This is a genomic window from Lactiplantibacillus mudanjiangensis (genome assembly GCF_005405385.1).
GTDB classification, from domain to species: domain Bacteria; phylum Bacillota; class Bacilli; order Lactobacillales; family Lactobacillaceae; genus Lactiplantibacillus; species Lactiplantibacillus mudanjiangensis.
Window position 1 is genome coordinate 394,865 of the sequence record NZ_BJDY01000007.1, and the last position, 13,472, is coordinate 408,336.

A 13,472-nucleotide genomic window follows, 5' to 3' on the forward strand; every position below is an offset into this window, starting at 1 on the left:
CGCAGATAGTCATCAGATAATAACATTTTACAATTCTATTAATTGATTTTTTTGGAAAAACCAGTGATAATTTTGTCATGGAGGTTGAATGATGTTAAGTTTCTTGGGGATTCACGGACTCGGACCCATTCGCTTGTTTCATCTTAGTGAACGGGTGGCTGGTCCAAAAGCAGCCGTGGGCATTTTACTGATTATTATTTTATTAGTAATCGCCTACCGTCATTATCGTCGTCAACATTAAGTCAATGATTTCACCGACTACCAGTTAAGTAGTCGGTTTTTTGTCGGTCGCTTGAAAAATTAACTTTACAAAAATCATTCATTAAAAAATACTTGAACATCGCTTAACAGTAGCGTTCCTTTATCAACTGATCTGGTCAACGATCGTTCAAGGTCGTCATCAATTCGACTATTTCCAAAGGATTGTTCGGTTTTAACAATTATTTAGCTAAATTAACCAGTAATGCTTTCAATTTTAGTTAAATAAGCCAGTGAAAAATAATTGAATCCGACTAAAATAGAGCCCAATCAAATTGAAATGGGGCGATGATCATGGATCTAACGCATACACATTTGTTACGTAAGAAAGATATTGGGGCTATGTTAGCTGATTATCACAGTCCTTTGAAAAAAGAACTCAAAACATTTGATCTCACGATGCTCGGAATTGGGGCCATTATTGGGACCGGGATCTTCGTGTTAACCGGGACTGGCGCCTTAATTGCTGGACCAGGGTTGATGATCTCGTTTGTCCTCGCCGCGATTGCTTGTTTGTTCGCCTCACTCTGTTACGCCGAATTCGCCGCAATGGTGCCAGAAAGTGGCTCGGCCTATACGTATTCTTATACCACTTTAGGTGAAATCGTGGCCTTTATTATCGGCTGGGACTTGATGCTGGAATACCTTTTTGCGGTGTCGACCGTCTCCGCTGGTTGGTCCGGCTATTTTCAATCCTTTATTGCCGGTTTTGGCTTAAAACTACCAACCGTTTTAACCGCGGCATATGGGTCGGTTCCCGGTGTAACCAGTTACTTCAACCTACCCGCCTTCACCATTATTATGTTAATCACGTTGTTACTCTCGTTAGGCGTCAAAGAAACTAAACGGATTAATGACATTATGGTGGTGATCAAACTCGCCGTTGTGTTACTGTTTATCTTCACCGCAGTGCGCTTCGTGAAACCTGCTAACTGGACACCACTCTTGCCATTCGGGATGAAAGGCGTCTTCGGTGCCGCATCTAGCGTCTTCTTTGCCTTTATCGGTTTTGATGCCATCTCCTCAAGTGTTGAAGAAACGCTAGAACCCGCTAAAACTTTGCCAAAATCAATGTTACTCTCACTCGGAATTTGTACCGTACTCTATGTCGCCGTTTCTGCGATTATGACGGGGGTCGTCCCATTTCGGATGTTTGCTAAGTACATCGATCATCCGATTTCCGCCGTTCTCGTCTACTCTGGGCAAAACTGGTTAGCCGGAATTGTTGATCTTGGGGCTATTCTCGGGATGACAACCGTGATGTTGGTTTGCTTATATGGGCAAACACGCATTTCATTTTCAATGTCACGTGATGGCTTACTCCCACCATTGTTTAGCCGAATCAGTAAAAAGACCGGGGCACCCGTTTCTTCCACCGTCTTGTTTGGTTGCATCGCCGCGATCATCGGTGGCCTAGTTCCATTGGCTGACTTGGCGGAATTGGTGAACATTGGGACGCTCACCGCTTTCGTGCTAGTTTCCTTCTCAATCTTGCGGCTTCGGAAGACCCAACCTAACTTACGTCGGCCATTCCGGACACCATTTGTCCCATTCGTACCAATCATGTCGATTATCTGCTGCGTGTTCTTGTTGATTAACTTGAAGACCGTGACTTGGTTACGATTTGTGATCTGGTTAGCGATTGGGATGGGCGTTTACTTTGGGTATTCGGTTAAGCATTCTAAGTTGGGGACTGGAGAAACAAAATAAACAATCTTATCCGTTAATAAAAGAAGCGAGATGTAAGCTTAAAATTAGCTCATATCTCGCTTCTTTTATTGGTCATTATCACGTGTCCGACAAACAAGAATTATGCTGACCTCATTGGTAACTACATAAATTAGTCATCATCGTCCGTTGTTTCAGTCTCCACGATCCGCACCGCTTTGCCGGTATAGGCATTAACTTGAACTTCTGACGTCTGCGTTCCTTTGTTCACTTTAACTTCCCACAAGATTTCCCCGTTTTCATGATCTAGTGACCATTCCACAGCCGTGCCACCACCAAATTTCTTGGTAGCCGCTTCGGAAATTTTCGTGAGTGTCGTTAACTGATTTGGATCAATCTGACTAGTTGTCTGTTCATCTTGATCATCGGCTTCCAGCTTCTCACGCGAATGCCGCAAGACTTTACCAGTATTGGCATTGATCACCATTTCATACTCATACTGCTGATCCAAACCACTAACGTCGTATTCATAACGACCATTTTCACGTTCAACCTTGATCTCACTGATAGCCGCATGGGTACCAAACTGCTTGTGATACCGTTTGATTGCCGTCGCTAAACTCACCTTAATGGTCTTTGGATTAGCCACGGTGGTTTTAGTCGATGTTTGCTGACTAGTCGAAGATGAACTGACACTTGATTCTGTTGCCGACTCTGGTGCCTGACACCCCGCTAGCATGAGGGGGGCTAGTAATAATAAAATGACTTTTTTCATCTTAAGTCCTCCTTGTTTTTTGCCACTGCTTAACTTACTTTCATTTTATCAAGAAAGCCTTTCCAACACCAATTTGAGCGGTCTGCTCACTGAACTAACCAAATCAACCCAACAAACGGTCGAAATTCACTAACTAATAATGGTCACCCACACCACCTTATTCATAAGACGCGTATCCTAATAGTTACCAAGCTATGGGGGGCAATTAAACATGGACAAACACTCATTCCAAAGCCGATCCTGGTTAGGCATGCTCATCACGTTAGGGGTCGTCTATGGCGATATCGGGACCTCACCACTCTACGTCATGAATGCCATTATTAATGATGCCGGGCCACTAAAAAAAGCCACGCCAACTTATGTCATCGGTTGTGTCTCACTCATTTTTTGGACGTTAATGCTGATTACAACAATTAAGTACGTCTTAATTGCGTTACGCGCCGATAATCATCACGAAGGTGGGATTTTTGCGCTCTATGCGCTGGTTCGCAATCAAGCACGTTGGCTCATCTTACCAGCCTTGATTGGTGGTGCGGCTTTACTAGCCGATGGCACCTTAACTCCCGCCGTTACCGTCACATCAGCCGTTGAAGGTTTACGTGGCTTACCCGTAACGGCCAGCCTTAATCAACACACTTTATGGGTACCGATCGCCGTCACCCTAATCTTACTGGCTTTATTTATGATCCAAGGTTTTGGTACGAGCATGATTGGGCGCTCTTTTGGACCGATTATGCTCATCTGGTTTCTCATAATCGGTAGCATCGGTCTCGTTCACATTCAAACAGCACCCCAAATTCTCAAAGCACTGTCTCCCATCTATGCATTGCAATTACTCGTTAGCCCCACTAACAAAATGGGCATTTTCATTCTTGGCAGTGTTTTTCTAGCTACAACTGGTGCTGAAGCCCTCTACTCGGACTTAGGCCATGTTGGTAAAGCCAACATTGACGCGACTTGGCCGCTAGTGGCTACGACGCTGATTTTGAACTATCTCGGTCAAGGCACGTGGATTATCAATCACTATCAGCAAACTAGTTATCAAAATGCCACTAACCTTAATCCCTTCTATGAGATGATTCCGGCTAATTGGCGCGTGGCGTTAATTTTACTAGCCACCTTAGCGGCAATTATTGCCTCACAAGCTTTGATTACCGGATCATATACCTTAGTTGATGAAGCAATTGGGCTCAAATTTCTACCGCGCATGATCATCAAACACCCCAGTCAGGTTCGCAATCAAATCTACATTGGTGCGGTCAATTGGCTTTTATGTGGGATCACTTTGACGATTGTTTGGTGGTTTAAAACTTCCGCACACATGGAAGCCGCTTACGGATTGGCGATCACGATCACGATGCTGATGACCACCCTCCTCTTATCCAGATTCATCAAACAGCGTGGTCATCACGGCCTAGCTAGCCTATTTTTGCTTAGTTTCGGGAGTCTAGAAACGATTTTTCTAGTTGCCAGTCTGACTAAATTCATCCATGGCGGCTATCTCACACTGGGCTTAACTTTAGTGATTCTCGCCATCATGGTCGTCTGGCACTTCGGTAATCAGCGGCGCTTGCATTATAACCGTGATCAAGAACAGCTCAACTTACTCGACTATCGCGATCAGCTCAGTCAACTTAGTCAAGATACTCAGGTCCCACTATTTGCCACCAACTTGGTTTATCTCGCTAAGGTCGATGCCACTTACCATCTCAAACGATCAATTCTTTATTCGATTTTAGATAAACGCCCGAAACGCGCACAAGTGTACTGGTTTATCACCATTAACGAAACCAACCGACCTTATGACTGCAACTACACGGTCGATATGTTAAATACGCGCAATATTGTGCTTGTTAAGTTAAACTTAGGCTTTAAAAAATCCCAGCATGTCACGATTTACTTGCGCGAAATTGTGACTGATCTGATGAAGCGCCAAGTTATCGATCCCCAACAACCACGATATGGGACAACTCAACCACGCCAAGTTGGTGACTTTAAGTTTGTCGTACAAAATCAACAAATTATGGATTTGAGCCATTATCCGACGATGGGTCACTGGGATCGGCTCCTGATTGGCGGTCGTATCTTACTACAAAACATCACGCCGGCCGCCGCTGCCTGGTATGGCTTAGCCTTTAGTGACGTCTTGGAGGAGACCACGCCACTTTTTACCAATCCGGCCACTGATCCAACGTTAACTAATCAATCGATTCATCATAACTGTCCGCCGCGTTAACGTCAGTTTAAAAGCTATTTCAATTACAGCTTAAAACGCTTAGACTAAAGAAGGGAGATCATAAATGCAGTTTACTTAGGAGGGATATTATGAAAGTTCGTTTCATCCCAGTGGCCCTGTTATCAACGGCCGTGCTACTGGGTCTTTTTAGTGGGCAGCAATCAGCTCAAGCTAGTTATAATTCGGTGTTTAATCAAGAAGCAGCCTATGCTAAAGCCGAAAACAAAGATATAACGACCACCACGGATCGTCGGTTAAATTCATTTAAATCGGTTTATTTAGGCCAAAATAAAGCGGGGAAAGTTCGTAATGTCAGCTATACGACTTACGCCAGCAAACAAGGCACTAAGTTTTCTAGTTATGCCAACCATTGGGTCAATGTGCGGACGCTAAAAAATGGAACCGTCTACGTCTACACCGATAAAACGACGCACGGCAATTACTTAGTTGCTTACCATGCGCTCGCCAAAAGACAAGGTGTCACCCTTAAATTGGGCAGTCAAAAAGTCCGGGTGGGCTATTCTCGTCACCAGATCATTTCGATCAAAGCGCCCAAGCACACACTTAAAGTTAGCCTGACTACTGGCAAGACCACTTGGGATCGCCAGGTCATCACCAGCAAACGCAATCGGACCTTTAAAGGCAGCGTACCACACACTGGGTCAGTTAAAACCCGGCTAGTCAAAGATGCTAAACGTTATCTTGGCGTTCCCTACCGCTACGCTGGGCGTAACCCATTCGGTGGTTTAGATTGTGCTACATTCGTGAATCAAGTTTACTTAGATGTCACCCATAAAGATATCGGTGGCATGACGGGGGTCCAACAACAATTAGGCAAACATGTCGCCGTTAAACACGCCAATACTGGGGATTTGTTGTTCTGGCAACGACGCGGTGAAGCCTACACGTACCACGTCGCCATGGCAATCGGTCACGGGCAGTTAATCGAAGAAGCCGGGCAAAATGTCCATATTTCTAAAATTAAAACCCGTCAGCCACAGTTTGCCATTCATATGCATTAATCAAAGGAGTTCTCATGAAAGTCACGAAACTTTTGCTAAGTCTAGTCGCAGTCGTCGGTGGGTTATTACTAAGCACAACGAGTCAAGCAACCACTACGCACAGTGCCCGGCATTACAATAGTCGCACCTTGCAAAAAAATGCGCAGGTAAAGACAACCCTCACCGCCAAAGCCACTAAAGCTAAGTCATCATTGGTGTCGAAATCTTATCAACTAGATCGTTATGCTACGTTAAATGGGCAGAAATATTTTCAATTGAGTCGTCGGGGCAAAACGATTGGCTGGGTCAACCAGAACTATTTAAAGCGCCAATCAGTCTACGTTTTACCTTACACGTATACAAGTCAGCTCTATCCTTTATATGCGCCTAACGCTTGTGAAGCTGCCAGTTTAAAGATGGCCTTATCGGTTAAAGGTTTAGCCACTAAGACCAGTCTGAAACAGCTCATCACAAAGATGCCTAAGAGCAAGTCACCCAAAACGGGATTCTTCGGCAATCCATATAAAGACAGTCCTAAAAACGTTATTTGGACGATTTATCCAAAGCCGTTAACTAAGTACGCTAAGACCTACGACGCTAAAGCCACCAACATCACTGGTGCCACTAAGAACCAGCTCATCCGCGAGGTTAAACGCGGTAATGCAGTGGTCTTTTCTGGGGCCTGGAACATGGACAGTTATCGGCCTTATCATGTCTTGGCCTTAGTCGGCTATAAAAGCGGTGCTTTCTTAGTCGCCGATCCTTACATGAAAAAGTCTTGGTCAAACAAAGTCCAATGGATTTCAACTAAAAAATTCATGCCGGTCTACCAACAACGTCATTCACGTGCCCTTAGTATTCGTTAACTGAAATCAAAAAGTGAGTCTGAGAATAAATTCTCAGACTCACTTTTTAGCAATAGTCGCTGATATGGTGAGGGTTCAACGATCAAGATTCCGCACTCTTGCCACCTACCGTTCACCCACCTTGAGCCGGAACGCTGTGGGCGGACCGGCCCAGCCAAAGAGCGGTCTGGACCGTCGTTTTGAACCACTAAACCCGTGTTTCAAAAACGCCGAGCTCTAAGCGATAAATCGCTAAGAGCTCCCACGGCTGGGCTCAATGTTAGCTCACTCTCGGTTATAATAGCGATGATTAAATCAATTTGGGGCCATAGACTAACCGGAGTCAGACAGTGATGGCGCCGGCCGTGAAAATATCGTTAGTCCGGATGATTTTTTCCGGGCTTACGATGTGGACGACTTTTGAGACTAGTGGCTTTGGCTAGGCTCAAAAGCGAGGTTGAAGCCCGGTCTTTGGCTGAAACCGGTCCCCACAGCCGGCAGAATCACTGGCTGACGGAGGTGGCTAATTCAAACTACCGTCATTTAGAAACAATTCGTTTACGTTCTGAATCTTGAACGCCTAAAATATCTAAGGCAAAGGCCACGATTGGAATCCCAACGATTAACCCCCAGGCACCTAACAAACTTTCCATGATAATCAATGTAATGAAGGTCGCAAAGACCGGTAAATCGGTACGATCGGCCATGAGTCGCGGATGTAAGAAATACGATTCAAAGGCATGGATAATAATCACGAGCATGATAATCTCGACCACTCGAATTAAACCACCAGACGCAAATGCCAGTAAGGTCAATGGAATCATGGACAACAGAACCCCGGCTACCGGCACGAGTCCTAAAATGAAGACGATAATCGACAGCACCATGATACTTGGCATCCCAATAATCACAAACCCAATCGTCATCAGGATCGTGTTAATCGTACAAATAATCAGTTGCGTTTCAATGATTTTGCCTAAAATCAGGACAAACTTCCGCGTTAAAAAATAGACGTTATTAAAGAACTTACTGAATTTCGATCGTAAGAACTGACGACCGAAACTGACCATCCGGCCCCGGGTTAACGTAAAGATAAAGCTCAAGAAAATCGCCATCAACACGTGCGTGAAGCCCGTCCCAATCTGACCAGCCTCTTTAATCCCCGTTAGCAACAACGACTTACCATTTTGAATCAGCTCACTACTGTGAATCGCCTGGTTAATCCATTTATCAATATTCTTATTCAAGACTGGGTGGTTCGTGATGGCTTTAGCCAACATGTCTGGAATCACCTTCAATTGTGTCACCAAAGTTGGCGCTGCATACGACAAAGCCGCAATTAAAACACCAAGTACCGCCACATATACGACAATCACGGCAATCCAATACGGCAAGTGCGTTTTCAAGTTCAACCAATGACTAACCTTGACCGCTAAGAAAGCAAAGATCACCGTCAATAACACCACCGTGGCAAACCCACGCATCAAGTAAATGATCACAACCAAAAATGCTAGCGTTAAGTACAAGCCAACATCGTCACGCTTTAAAAATCGAATCAGTCGATCCATAACCGAACCCCCAAAATCTTTTTTCTAATCGTTATTATAGCATTACCACCACTTTCACATGGGTTGGGACCCACGGTTTAATGGAAACTTGACTTTCAAAATTGGAACCGGTAGAATGACGTTAACATTAAAGAACGATTAAAAGATGAGTAAACCAAGGAACTGTTCAGCGAGCATCGGGGTGGTGAGACGATGCCAGGGATTTGGTCGAAGATGGTCTTTCGTTAACACGTCCTGTTGGCAAGTGTCTAACATAAACTAACAGCGAGCTAACTGCCCGTTACCGCAGTTGCAGATCTTGACACTGTCATGGTCTGCTTGAGGAAGCGGCATGTTTCGCTTTGAACTCAGGTGGTAACCCGGCTAACCGTCGTCCTGATTGATTTTTTATCAATCGGACGACGGTTTTTTCGTTCCAAAAAATACTTAATGAGGTGCTCAATATGACAAATTCAACTTTAACCAAACCATTCCGCTACGATGTTGTTGGGAGTTTATTACGACCACAAGCTTTGAAACAAGCCCACGCCCAACTCGCTGCTGGTGCCATTACTGCTGATCAAGCCCTAACGATTCAACAACTCGAAATCAAACGCATCGTTGATGAACAAGTTAAGCTTGGCTTACACGCCGTCACTGATGGGGAATTTTCACGGAGCTGGTGGCATTTGGACTTTCTCTGGGGCTTAACTGGCGTTGGCAAATACGATTATCATCAAAGTTATAAATTCAAAGGTGATCATACCCGGACCGATAATGCCGAACTCGTCGGCAAAGTCGCCTTTAACCCCGATCACCCCTTCTTCAAAGCTTTCAGCTACTTGCAATCGATCGTCCCTGACGGTGTCCTTGCCAAACAAACGATTCCCTCACCAACGATGTTATTCCGCGACAACCGTAGTGACAACTGGGCAAAATTCTACGACAGTTGGGAAGCCTATTTGACCGACCTTGCCGCCGCTTATCATGACACCATTCAGCATTTTTATGATCTTGGCTGTCGCTACTTACAATTAGATGACACCACTTGGGCATTTCTGATCAGCAAGCTTAACGATCCAAAATTAAGTGACAGCGATCGGCAACATTTTGAACAACTCTCTCAAGATGGCGTGACGGTTATTAATGCGGCTTTGGCTGATCTTCCAACTGATTTAACGGTAACGACCCACATTTGCCGCGGCAACTTTAAGTCCACTTACCTCTTCTCTGGTAGTTACGATGTCGTTGCCAAGTATTTGGGTCAGCTCAACTATGATGGCTTGTTCTTAGAATACGATAATGAACGCGATGGTAACTTTGATGCGCTCGCACAAATCTGGAACCACGATACCCACAAACGACTTGTTTTAGGACTAGTGACCTCTAAATTTCCTGAACTTGAAAACCCTGAAGATTTAAAAGCACGGTTACAAACGGCCGCTACCAAAGTTCCCTTAGAAAACTTAGCGTTGTCCACGCAATGTGGTTTTGCCTCGACTGAAGAAGGTAACCAACTCACCGAAGCTGATCAATGGGAAAAACTTCAATTAGTTATTGATACTGCTAAAAGTGTCTGGTCAGAAGCTTAAATCAACCACTAAAAAACTCGACTTAAACGAAAATTTCGTTTAGGTCGAGTTTTACTTTATATTTTTATTTAATCGCGGCTAGTCCGTGACCGCCAACGCCGAACGGGTCGTGGACTGCTCGCCTTGACAGGTAGGTTCAACAAAACCACCCCGATAATCACGGCAATCAATCCGACTAGTTTAGGACCACTCAAAATTTCACCGAAGGCCCAGACGCCAATCAAACTGGTGATGGCGGTGCCGCCGCCAGCCCAAATCGCATAGCCCACACTTAATGGAATTCGGCGTAAGGCCATTGAAAAACTAAAAATTGCTAAGCCATATAAGACCATCCCAATCATGCCAATCCATAAATGGCTAAAGCCAGCGGACAATTTCAACAAACTCGTCCCAATAATTTCAACCCCGATTGCTAACCCTAATTGAATCCATGCACGCATCTGCATTGCCCCCTTTTTAAATGTTCAGTAATACGGCCCCAATCACGATCGCCATTAGCCCGCTCACACGTGCTAAGCTTAATCGTTCACGATAGACGACAACCGCTAAAATCACGGTTGCCACCGTACCTAATCCGGCCCACAAGGCATACGCTATCCCTAATGGTAAGTGCCGCATTGCCATTGTGACTAAAACTAACGAACTAAAATAACTCACTAATACCATCATACTGGGTATCAAATTCCGAAAACCGTTTGCTCGTTTTAAGAAAAAGCTCCCGATTACTTCCATTAAAATTCCACCAAATAATAAGCTGTATGCCATGTTGATCACCTCACAAAAAAATTCAGCTGTTCCACCATTCTAAAGGAGGTTTTTACAAAACGCAATCAAAAGATACGCCTGGCTGATTACAGTTTTATTACAAAAGCTTTATCATATGAATAACTAAGGCCTATAGGTTACCGTAAAAAAAGCGTCCCACGGGCATTTATCCCGGAGACGCGTCGTTAATTGTTTTAGATATAAAAGAAGATCGAAAAATACATTAAGGTCGTCCCAATCATCACGAAAATGTGCCAGATGACATGTAAGTATTTAATATGTGGAAAGCTGTACAACAATGCCCCTAACGTAAAGGCGACGCCACCAGCAACTAGTAACCAGAACCCAGTCACCCCTAGATTGGTCCACAACTGGCGCCCACCGGCTAAACACATCCAGCCCATCAAGACATAGATGACAGTTTCTACTTTTTTCAAGCGGCCTGGCCACACGGCATTCACCGTAATCCCACTAATCGCCAAGATCCAAATGGTGACCAAGATTGTCCAACCTAGCCAACCGCGAATCGCTAACAAGCTAAACGGCGTATAGGTTCCCGCAATTAACACATAGACGCCACTGTGATCCAAGATCCGAAAAACTTCTCGAGCCCGCGTAAAATACAACCCATGAAATAGCATCGAACAGGTATACAGGACAAACAACGAACAGCCATAAATAATAAAGGCTGCCCATTCAATGCCGCGACCATCTTCATACGCTTTAAGCATCAAAAAGACAAAGCCGACAATACTTAGTACGAGGCCAATCCCATGAGTGACCGAATTCAAGACTTCATTAGTAATTTGATAACGCCGTGATGGCTGTTGCATGTTAATCACCTCTAAGTTTCATTGGTAATAGCATACCATCATATGATGTCAATATCAATACATCTAGTCTATAAAACTAGATGGTTAGGTTTGCTTATTTATTGGTTAACTATCGCTCAAAATAACCATGATCGAAAAACTTGGGCAACATCGTTGGTTTAGCTGAATTTTCCAGACTTACGATGGCGACCAGTGAACTTAATCTAGGTTGTAAAGTGAGGTGACTGCTCGTGTTTTGACGACTTTGCTTAGCTGGATGCTGATTCAAGTAAGTCACGATGTCACGACCTAACCGATTCATGCCACGATATTGCTGAACCTGCGAGCCGCTTTGTGCCAAAACCACGATACTATAAACACCATATTTCGTCTTGAATAATGCCGCATCGTTTTGAACACCTTTATCGGGATACTCACCGGTTTTATTGTAAACCGTGGCATTTTTGACCAGATAAGGTAGCTTACTATGGTTACGACAACCTTTCAGTAACGTCAACATCTTACGGTCATACGTCTTTCCAAGTAGTTGATGCCGATACATTTTGGTCAAAAAGGCGGTTAAGTCTTGTACAGACGTGTAGTTATCATAACCACGTTGCAACGCGGCAGTGTCTAATAAATGACGCTGCAAACTTGTCTGTTTAAATCCGAATTGGTGCGCCGTTTTGGTGACCATTTTAAGTCCGCCAGCGCGCGTGATCAGCCGGTTTGCTGCCGCATTATCCGAATTATGAATCATTAACGTTAAGTCTTGTTGGTTTTGCGCCGTTAACTTGATCTGATGCTTTTGAACGCGATGATAAATCGTCAACATGATAAAAACTTTAATCGTGCTAGCCGACCGTTGCCGACCGATCTTGTGGTTGCCAGTTTGTACACTTAACGGCTGCTTGCCTAGACGCGTGATCTGTACTGACCAACGACCACCCAGCGATTTCAAATCTTGTTTCGCGATTTTCTTTATAGCTGAGCGTTCACTTTTTAAACTAGTTGCTTGTACCGATTTAGGTTGAACCACTAGCCCACCAAGTAATAAAATCCCAATAACACCTAGCCAAACCCCTTTTTTCATCTCACTACCCCCTGCTAACCATGATAAGCCTGTTTTTATCATTTTCTCCAAAGTTACTGATTTTTGCGATCACCTGTATTATAGCAAATTTACCATAAGGGAATTATCGATTGTTCCAAAGATCATTAGATCTGCTAGAATAACCTTATGGGGAAAAAAGGAGGAGCTATTTTGAAAAAGTTTATTACACTACTCGCATTTGGCGCCATCAGTGGTGGGTTAGCTTGGAGTCAGCCAACCACGATTAACGCACAAACCACCACCAGCACTACAGCTAAAAAGACACTAAAGAAGAAAGCGACCCATCACTATTTACTCGTGATGGGTCATGGTGCTGGTGATCCCGGTGCCCGGGGAAATGGCACCACCGAAGCGACTTATTTACGCAAACACTTAATGCCACAGTTACAAAAATATGCCAAAAAGATTAAAAAGAGCAACGTCACCATCTACAATCCTAGTCACAATATTGTCCGGGACACGATGGTCTTCCATAAAGGCTCATATAAAATCAAGAAAAATACCACGGTGATCATGTTCCATTTAGACGCCTCAACTAGTGCCTATGCCCATGGCGGTCATGTGATTATTCACAAGGCCAAACCAACGGCGCGCGATGTGCGACTACGCCAAGTCATCAAAAGTAATGTTGGGCTCAATCCAGCCTACAATGGTTATAGCTTCCGCACCAACTTACGGAACTGCAACGTCTTACGCAAACGTGGTATTGACTACAGTTTAATCGAAACTGGCTTTATCACGAACAAAGGTGATTTCAAACGGATCAACAAGAATCTTGATAAGATCGCCAAAGGTTATGTTGAAGCAATTGCTAACGAAAAAATCAAATAGTACAAAAAATTCCGACCAGCGCTGGTCG

General features: G+C 44.3%; 13 protein-coding genes. 7 read left to right on the plus strand and 6 right to left on the minus strand.

All coding sequences use genetic code 11. The features are described 5' to 3' along the window. The first annotated feature begins 91 nt into the window (after positions 1-91). Together FFM84_RS16195 and bcaP are read left to right on the plus strand one after the other, a co-directional pair. Positions 92-241: a hypothetical protein gene (locus tag FFM84_RS16195; protein ID WP_165444413.1), complete on the plus strand. Its 150-nt coding sequence runs from the start codon at positions 92-94 to the stop codon at positions 239-241. Between the two features lie 311 nt (positions 242-552). Continuing rightward, positions 553-1,968 (plus strand): branched-chain amino acid transporter BcaP, encoded by a 1,416-nt coding sequence (bcaP, locus tag FFM84_RS15130; protein ID WP_130846281.1) that lies wholly within the window; start codon positions 553-555, stop codon positions 1,966-1,968. Positions 1,969-2,098: 130 nt separating this feature from the next. Here the strand turns inward: bcaP and FFM84_RS15135 are convergent, their stop codons facing one another. Next, positions 2,099-2,701: a PepSY domain-containing protein gene (locus FFM84_RS15135; RefSeq protein WP_137643815.1), complete on the minus strand. Its 603-nt coding sequence runs from the start codon at positions 2,699-2,701 to the stop codon at positions 2,099-2,101. A 211-nt stretch (positions 2,702-2,912) separates the two neighbouring features. On the opposite strand from FFM84_RS15135, the gene FFM84_RS15140 reads away from it, so the two are divergent. The 3 genes from FFM84_RS15140 to FFM84_RS15150 all read left to right on the plus strand — a co-directional run bounded on the left by FFM84_RS15140 (position 2,913) and on the right by FFM84_RS15150 (position 6,804). Further along, positions 2,913-4,937, plus strand: a complete 2,025-nt coding sequence (locus FFM84_RS15140) for a KUP/HAK/KT family potassium transporter (protein ID WP_130846283.1) — start codon at positions 2,913-2,915, stop codon at positions 4,935-4,937. 89 nt (positions 4,938-5,026) lie between these two features. Further along, the gene (locus FFM84_RS15145) at positions 5,027-5,959 is read left to right on the plus strand and encodes a C40 family peptidase (RefSeq protein ID WP_130846284.1); all 933 of its coding nucleotides are present in this window, start codon (positions 5,027-5,029) and stop codon (positions 5,957-5,959) included. A 14-nt stretch (positions 5,960-5,973) separates the two neighbouring features. Beyond that, on the plus strand, positions 5,974-6,804 hold the full coding sequence (locus FFM84_RS15150) for a C39 family peptidase (protein WP_130846285.1): 831 nt from the start codon (positions 5,974-5,976) through the stop codon (positions 6,802-6,804). Between the two features lie 518 nt (positions 6,805-7,322). On the opposite strand, the gene FFM84_RS15155 is transcribed toward FFM84_RS15150, so the two are convergent. After that, entirely contained in the window at positions 7,323-8,351 is a 1,029-nt protein-coding gene (locus FFM84_RS15155; RefSeq protein WP_130846286.1) for an AI-2E family transporter, read from the minus strand. A gap of 443 nt (positions 8,352-8,794) precedes the next feature. Between FFM84_RS15155 and FFM84_RS15160 the strand changes: the two genes are divergently transcribed. Beyond that, positions 8,795-9,922, plus strand: a complete 1,128-nt coding sequence (locus FFM84_RS15160; RefSeq protein WP_130846287.1) for a vitamin B12 independent methionine synthase — start codon at positions 8,795-8,797, stop codon at positions 9,920-9,922. A 68-nt stretch (positions 9,923-9,990) separates the two neighbouring features. Here FFM84_RS15160 and FFM84_RS15165 read toward each other — a convergent pair whose 3' ends face one another. The 4 genes from FFM84_RS15165 to FFM84_RS15180 form a co-directional block, all read right to left on the minus strand. Further along, complete coding sequence (locus FFM84_RS15165; protein WP_130846288.1) at positions 9,991-10,362, minus strand: DMT family transporter; 372 nt, start codon at positions 10,360-10,362, stop codon at positions 9,991-9,993. A 16-nt stretch (positions 10,363-10,378) separates the two neighbouring features. After that, positions 10,379-10,687, minus strand: a complete 309-nt coding sequence (locus FFM84_RS15170; protein WP_130846289.1) for a DMT family transporter — start codon at positions 10,685-10,687, stop codon at positions 10,379-10,381. 194 nt (positions 10,688-10,881) lie between these two features. After that, positions 10,882-11,520 carry a PAQR family membrane homeostasis protein TrhA gene (gene trhA, locus FFM84_RS15175; protein WP_130846290.1) on the minus strand — a complete coding sequence of 213 codons (639 nt, stop codon included), beginning with the start codon at positions 11,518-11,520 and terminating at the stop codon, positions 10,882-10,884. Positions 11,521-11,629: 109 nt separating this feature from the next. Next, entirely contained in the window at positions 11,630-12,592 is a 963-nt protein-coding gene (locus FFM84_RS15180) for a serine hydrolase (RefSeq protein ID WP_130846291.1), read from the minus strand. 171 nt (positions 12,593-12,763) lie between these two features. Between FFM84_RS15180 and FFM84_RS15185 the strand changes: the two genes are divergently transcribed. Further along, positions 12,764-13,444: an N-acetylmuramoyl-L-alanine amidase gene (locus tag FFM84_RS15185; protein ID WP_225424714.1), complete on the plus strand. Its 681-nt coding sequence runs from the start codon at positions 12,764-12,766 to the stop codon at positions 13,442-13,444. Positions 13,445-13,472: the final 28 nt, after the last annotated feature.

What these genes read in the sequence shown, in the direction of transcription:
- trhA (WP_130846290.1), bottom strand. Translation starts at nt 11,520, where the DNA reads ATGCAACAGCCATCACGGCGTTATCAAATTACTAATGAAGTCTTGAAT.
- FFM84_RS15155 (WP_130846286.1), bottom strand. Translation starts at nt 8,351, where the DNA reads ATGGATCGACTGATTCGATTTTTAAAGCGTGACGATGTTGGCTTGTAC.
- FFM84_RS15135 (WP_137643815.1), bottom strand. Translation starts at nt 2,701, where the DNA reads ATGAAAAAAGTCATTTTATTATTACTAGCCCCCCTCATGCTAGCGGGG.
- FFM84_RS15170 (WP_130846289.1), bottom strand. Translation starts at nt 10,687, where the DNA reads ATGGCATACAGCTTATTATTTGGTGGAATTTTAATGGAAGTAATCGGG.
- FFM84_RS15150 (WP_130846285.1), top strand. Translation starts at nt 5,974, where the DNA reads ATGAAAGTCACGAAACTTTTGCTAAGTCTAGTCGCAGTCGTCGGTGGG.
- FFM84_RS15140 (WP_130846283.1), top strand. Translation starts at nt 2,913, where the DNA reads ATGGACAAACACTCATTCCAAAGCCGATCCTGGTTAGGCATGCTCATC.
- bcaP (WP_130846281.1), top strand. Translation starts at nt 553, where the DNA reads ATGGATCTAACGCATACACATTTGTTACGTAAGAAAGATATTGGGGCT.
- FFM84_RS15160 (WP_130846287.1), top strand. Translation starts at nt 8,795, where the DNA reads ATGACAAATTCAACTTTAACCAAACCATTCCGCTACGATGTTGTTGGG.
- FFM84_RS15165 (WP_130846288.1), bottom strand. Translation starts at nt 10,362, where the DNA reads ATGCGTGCATGGATTCAATTAGGGTTAGCAATCGGGGTTGAAATTATT.
- FFM84_RS15145 (WP_130846284.1), top strand. Translation starts at nt 5,027, where the DNA reads ATGAAAGTTCGTTTCATCCCAGTGGCCCTGTTATCAACGGCCGTGCTA.
- FFM84_RS15180 (WP_130846291.1), bottom strand. Translation starts at nt 12,592, where the DNA reads ATGAAAAAAGGGGTTTGGCTAGGTGTTATTGGGATTTTATTACTTGGT.
- FFM84_RS16195 (WP_165444413.1), top strand. Translation starts at nt 92, where the DNA reads ATGTTAAGTTTCTTGGGGATTCACGGACTCGGACCCATTCGCTTGTTT.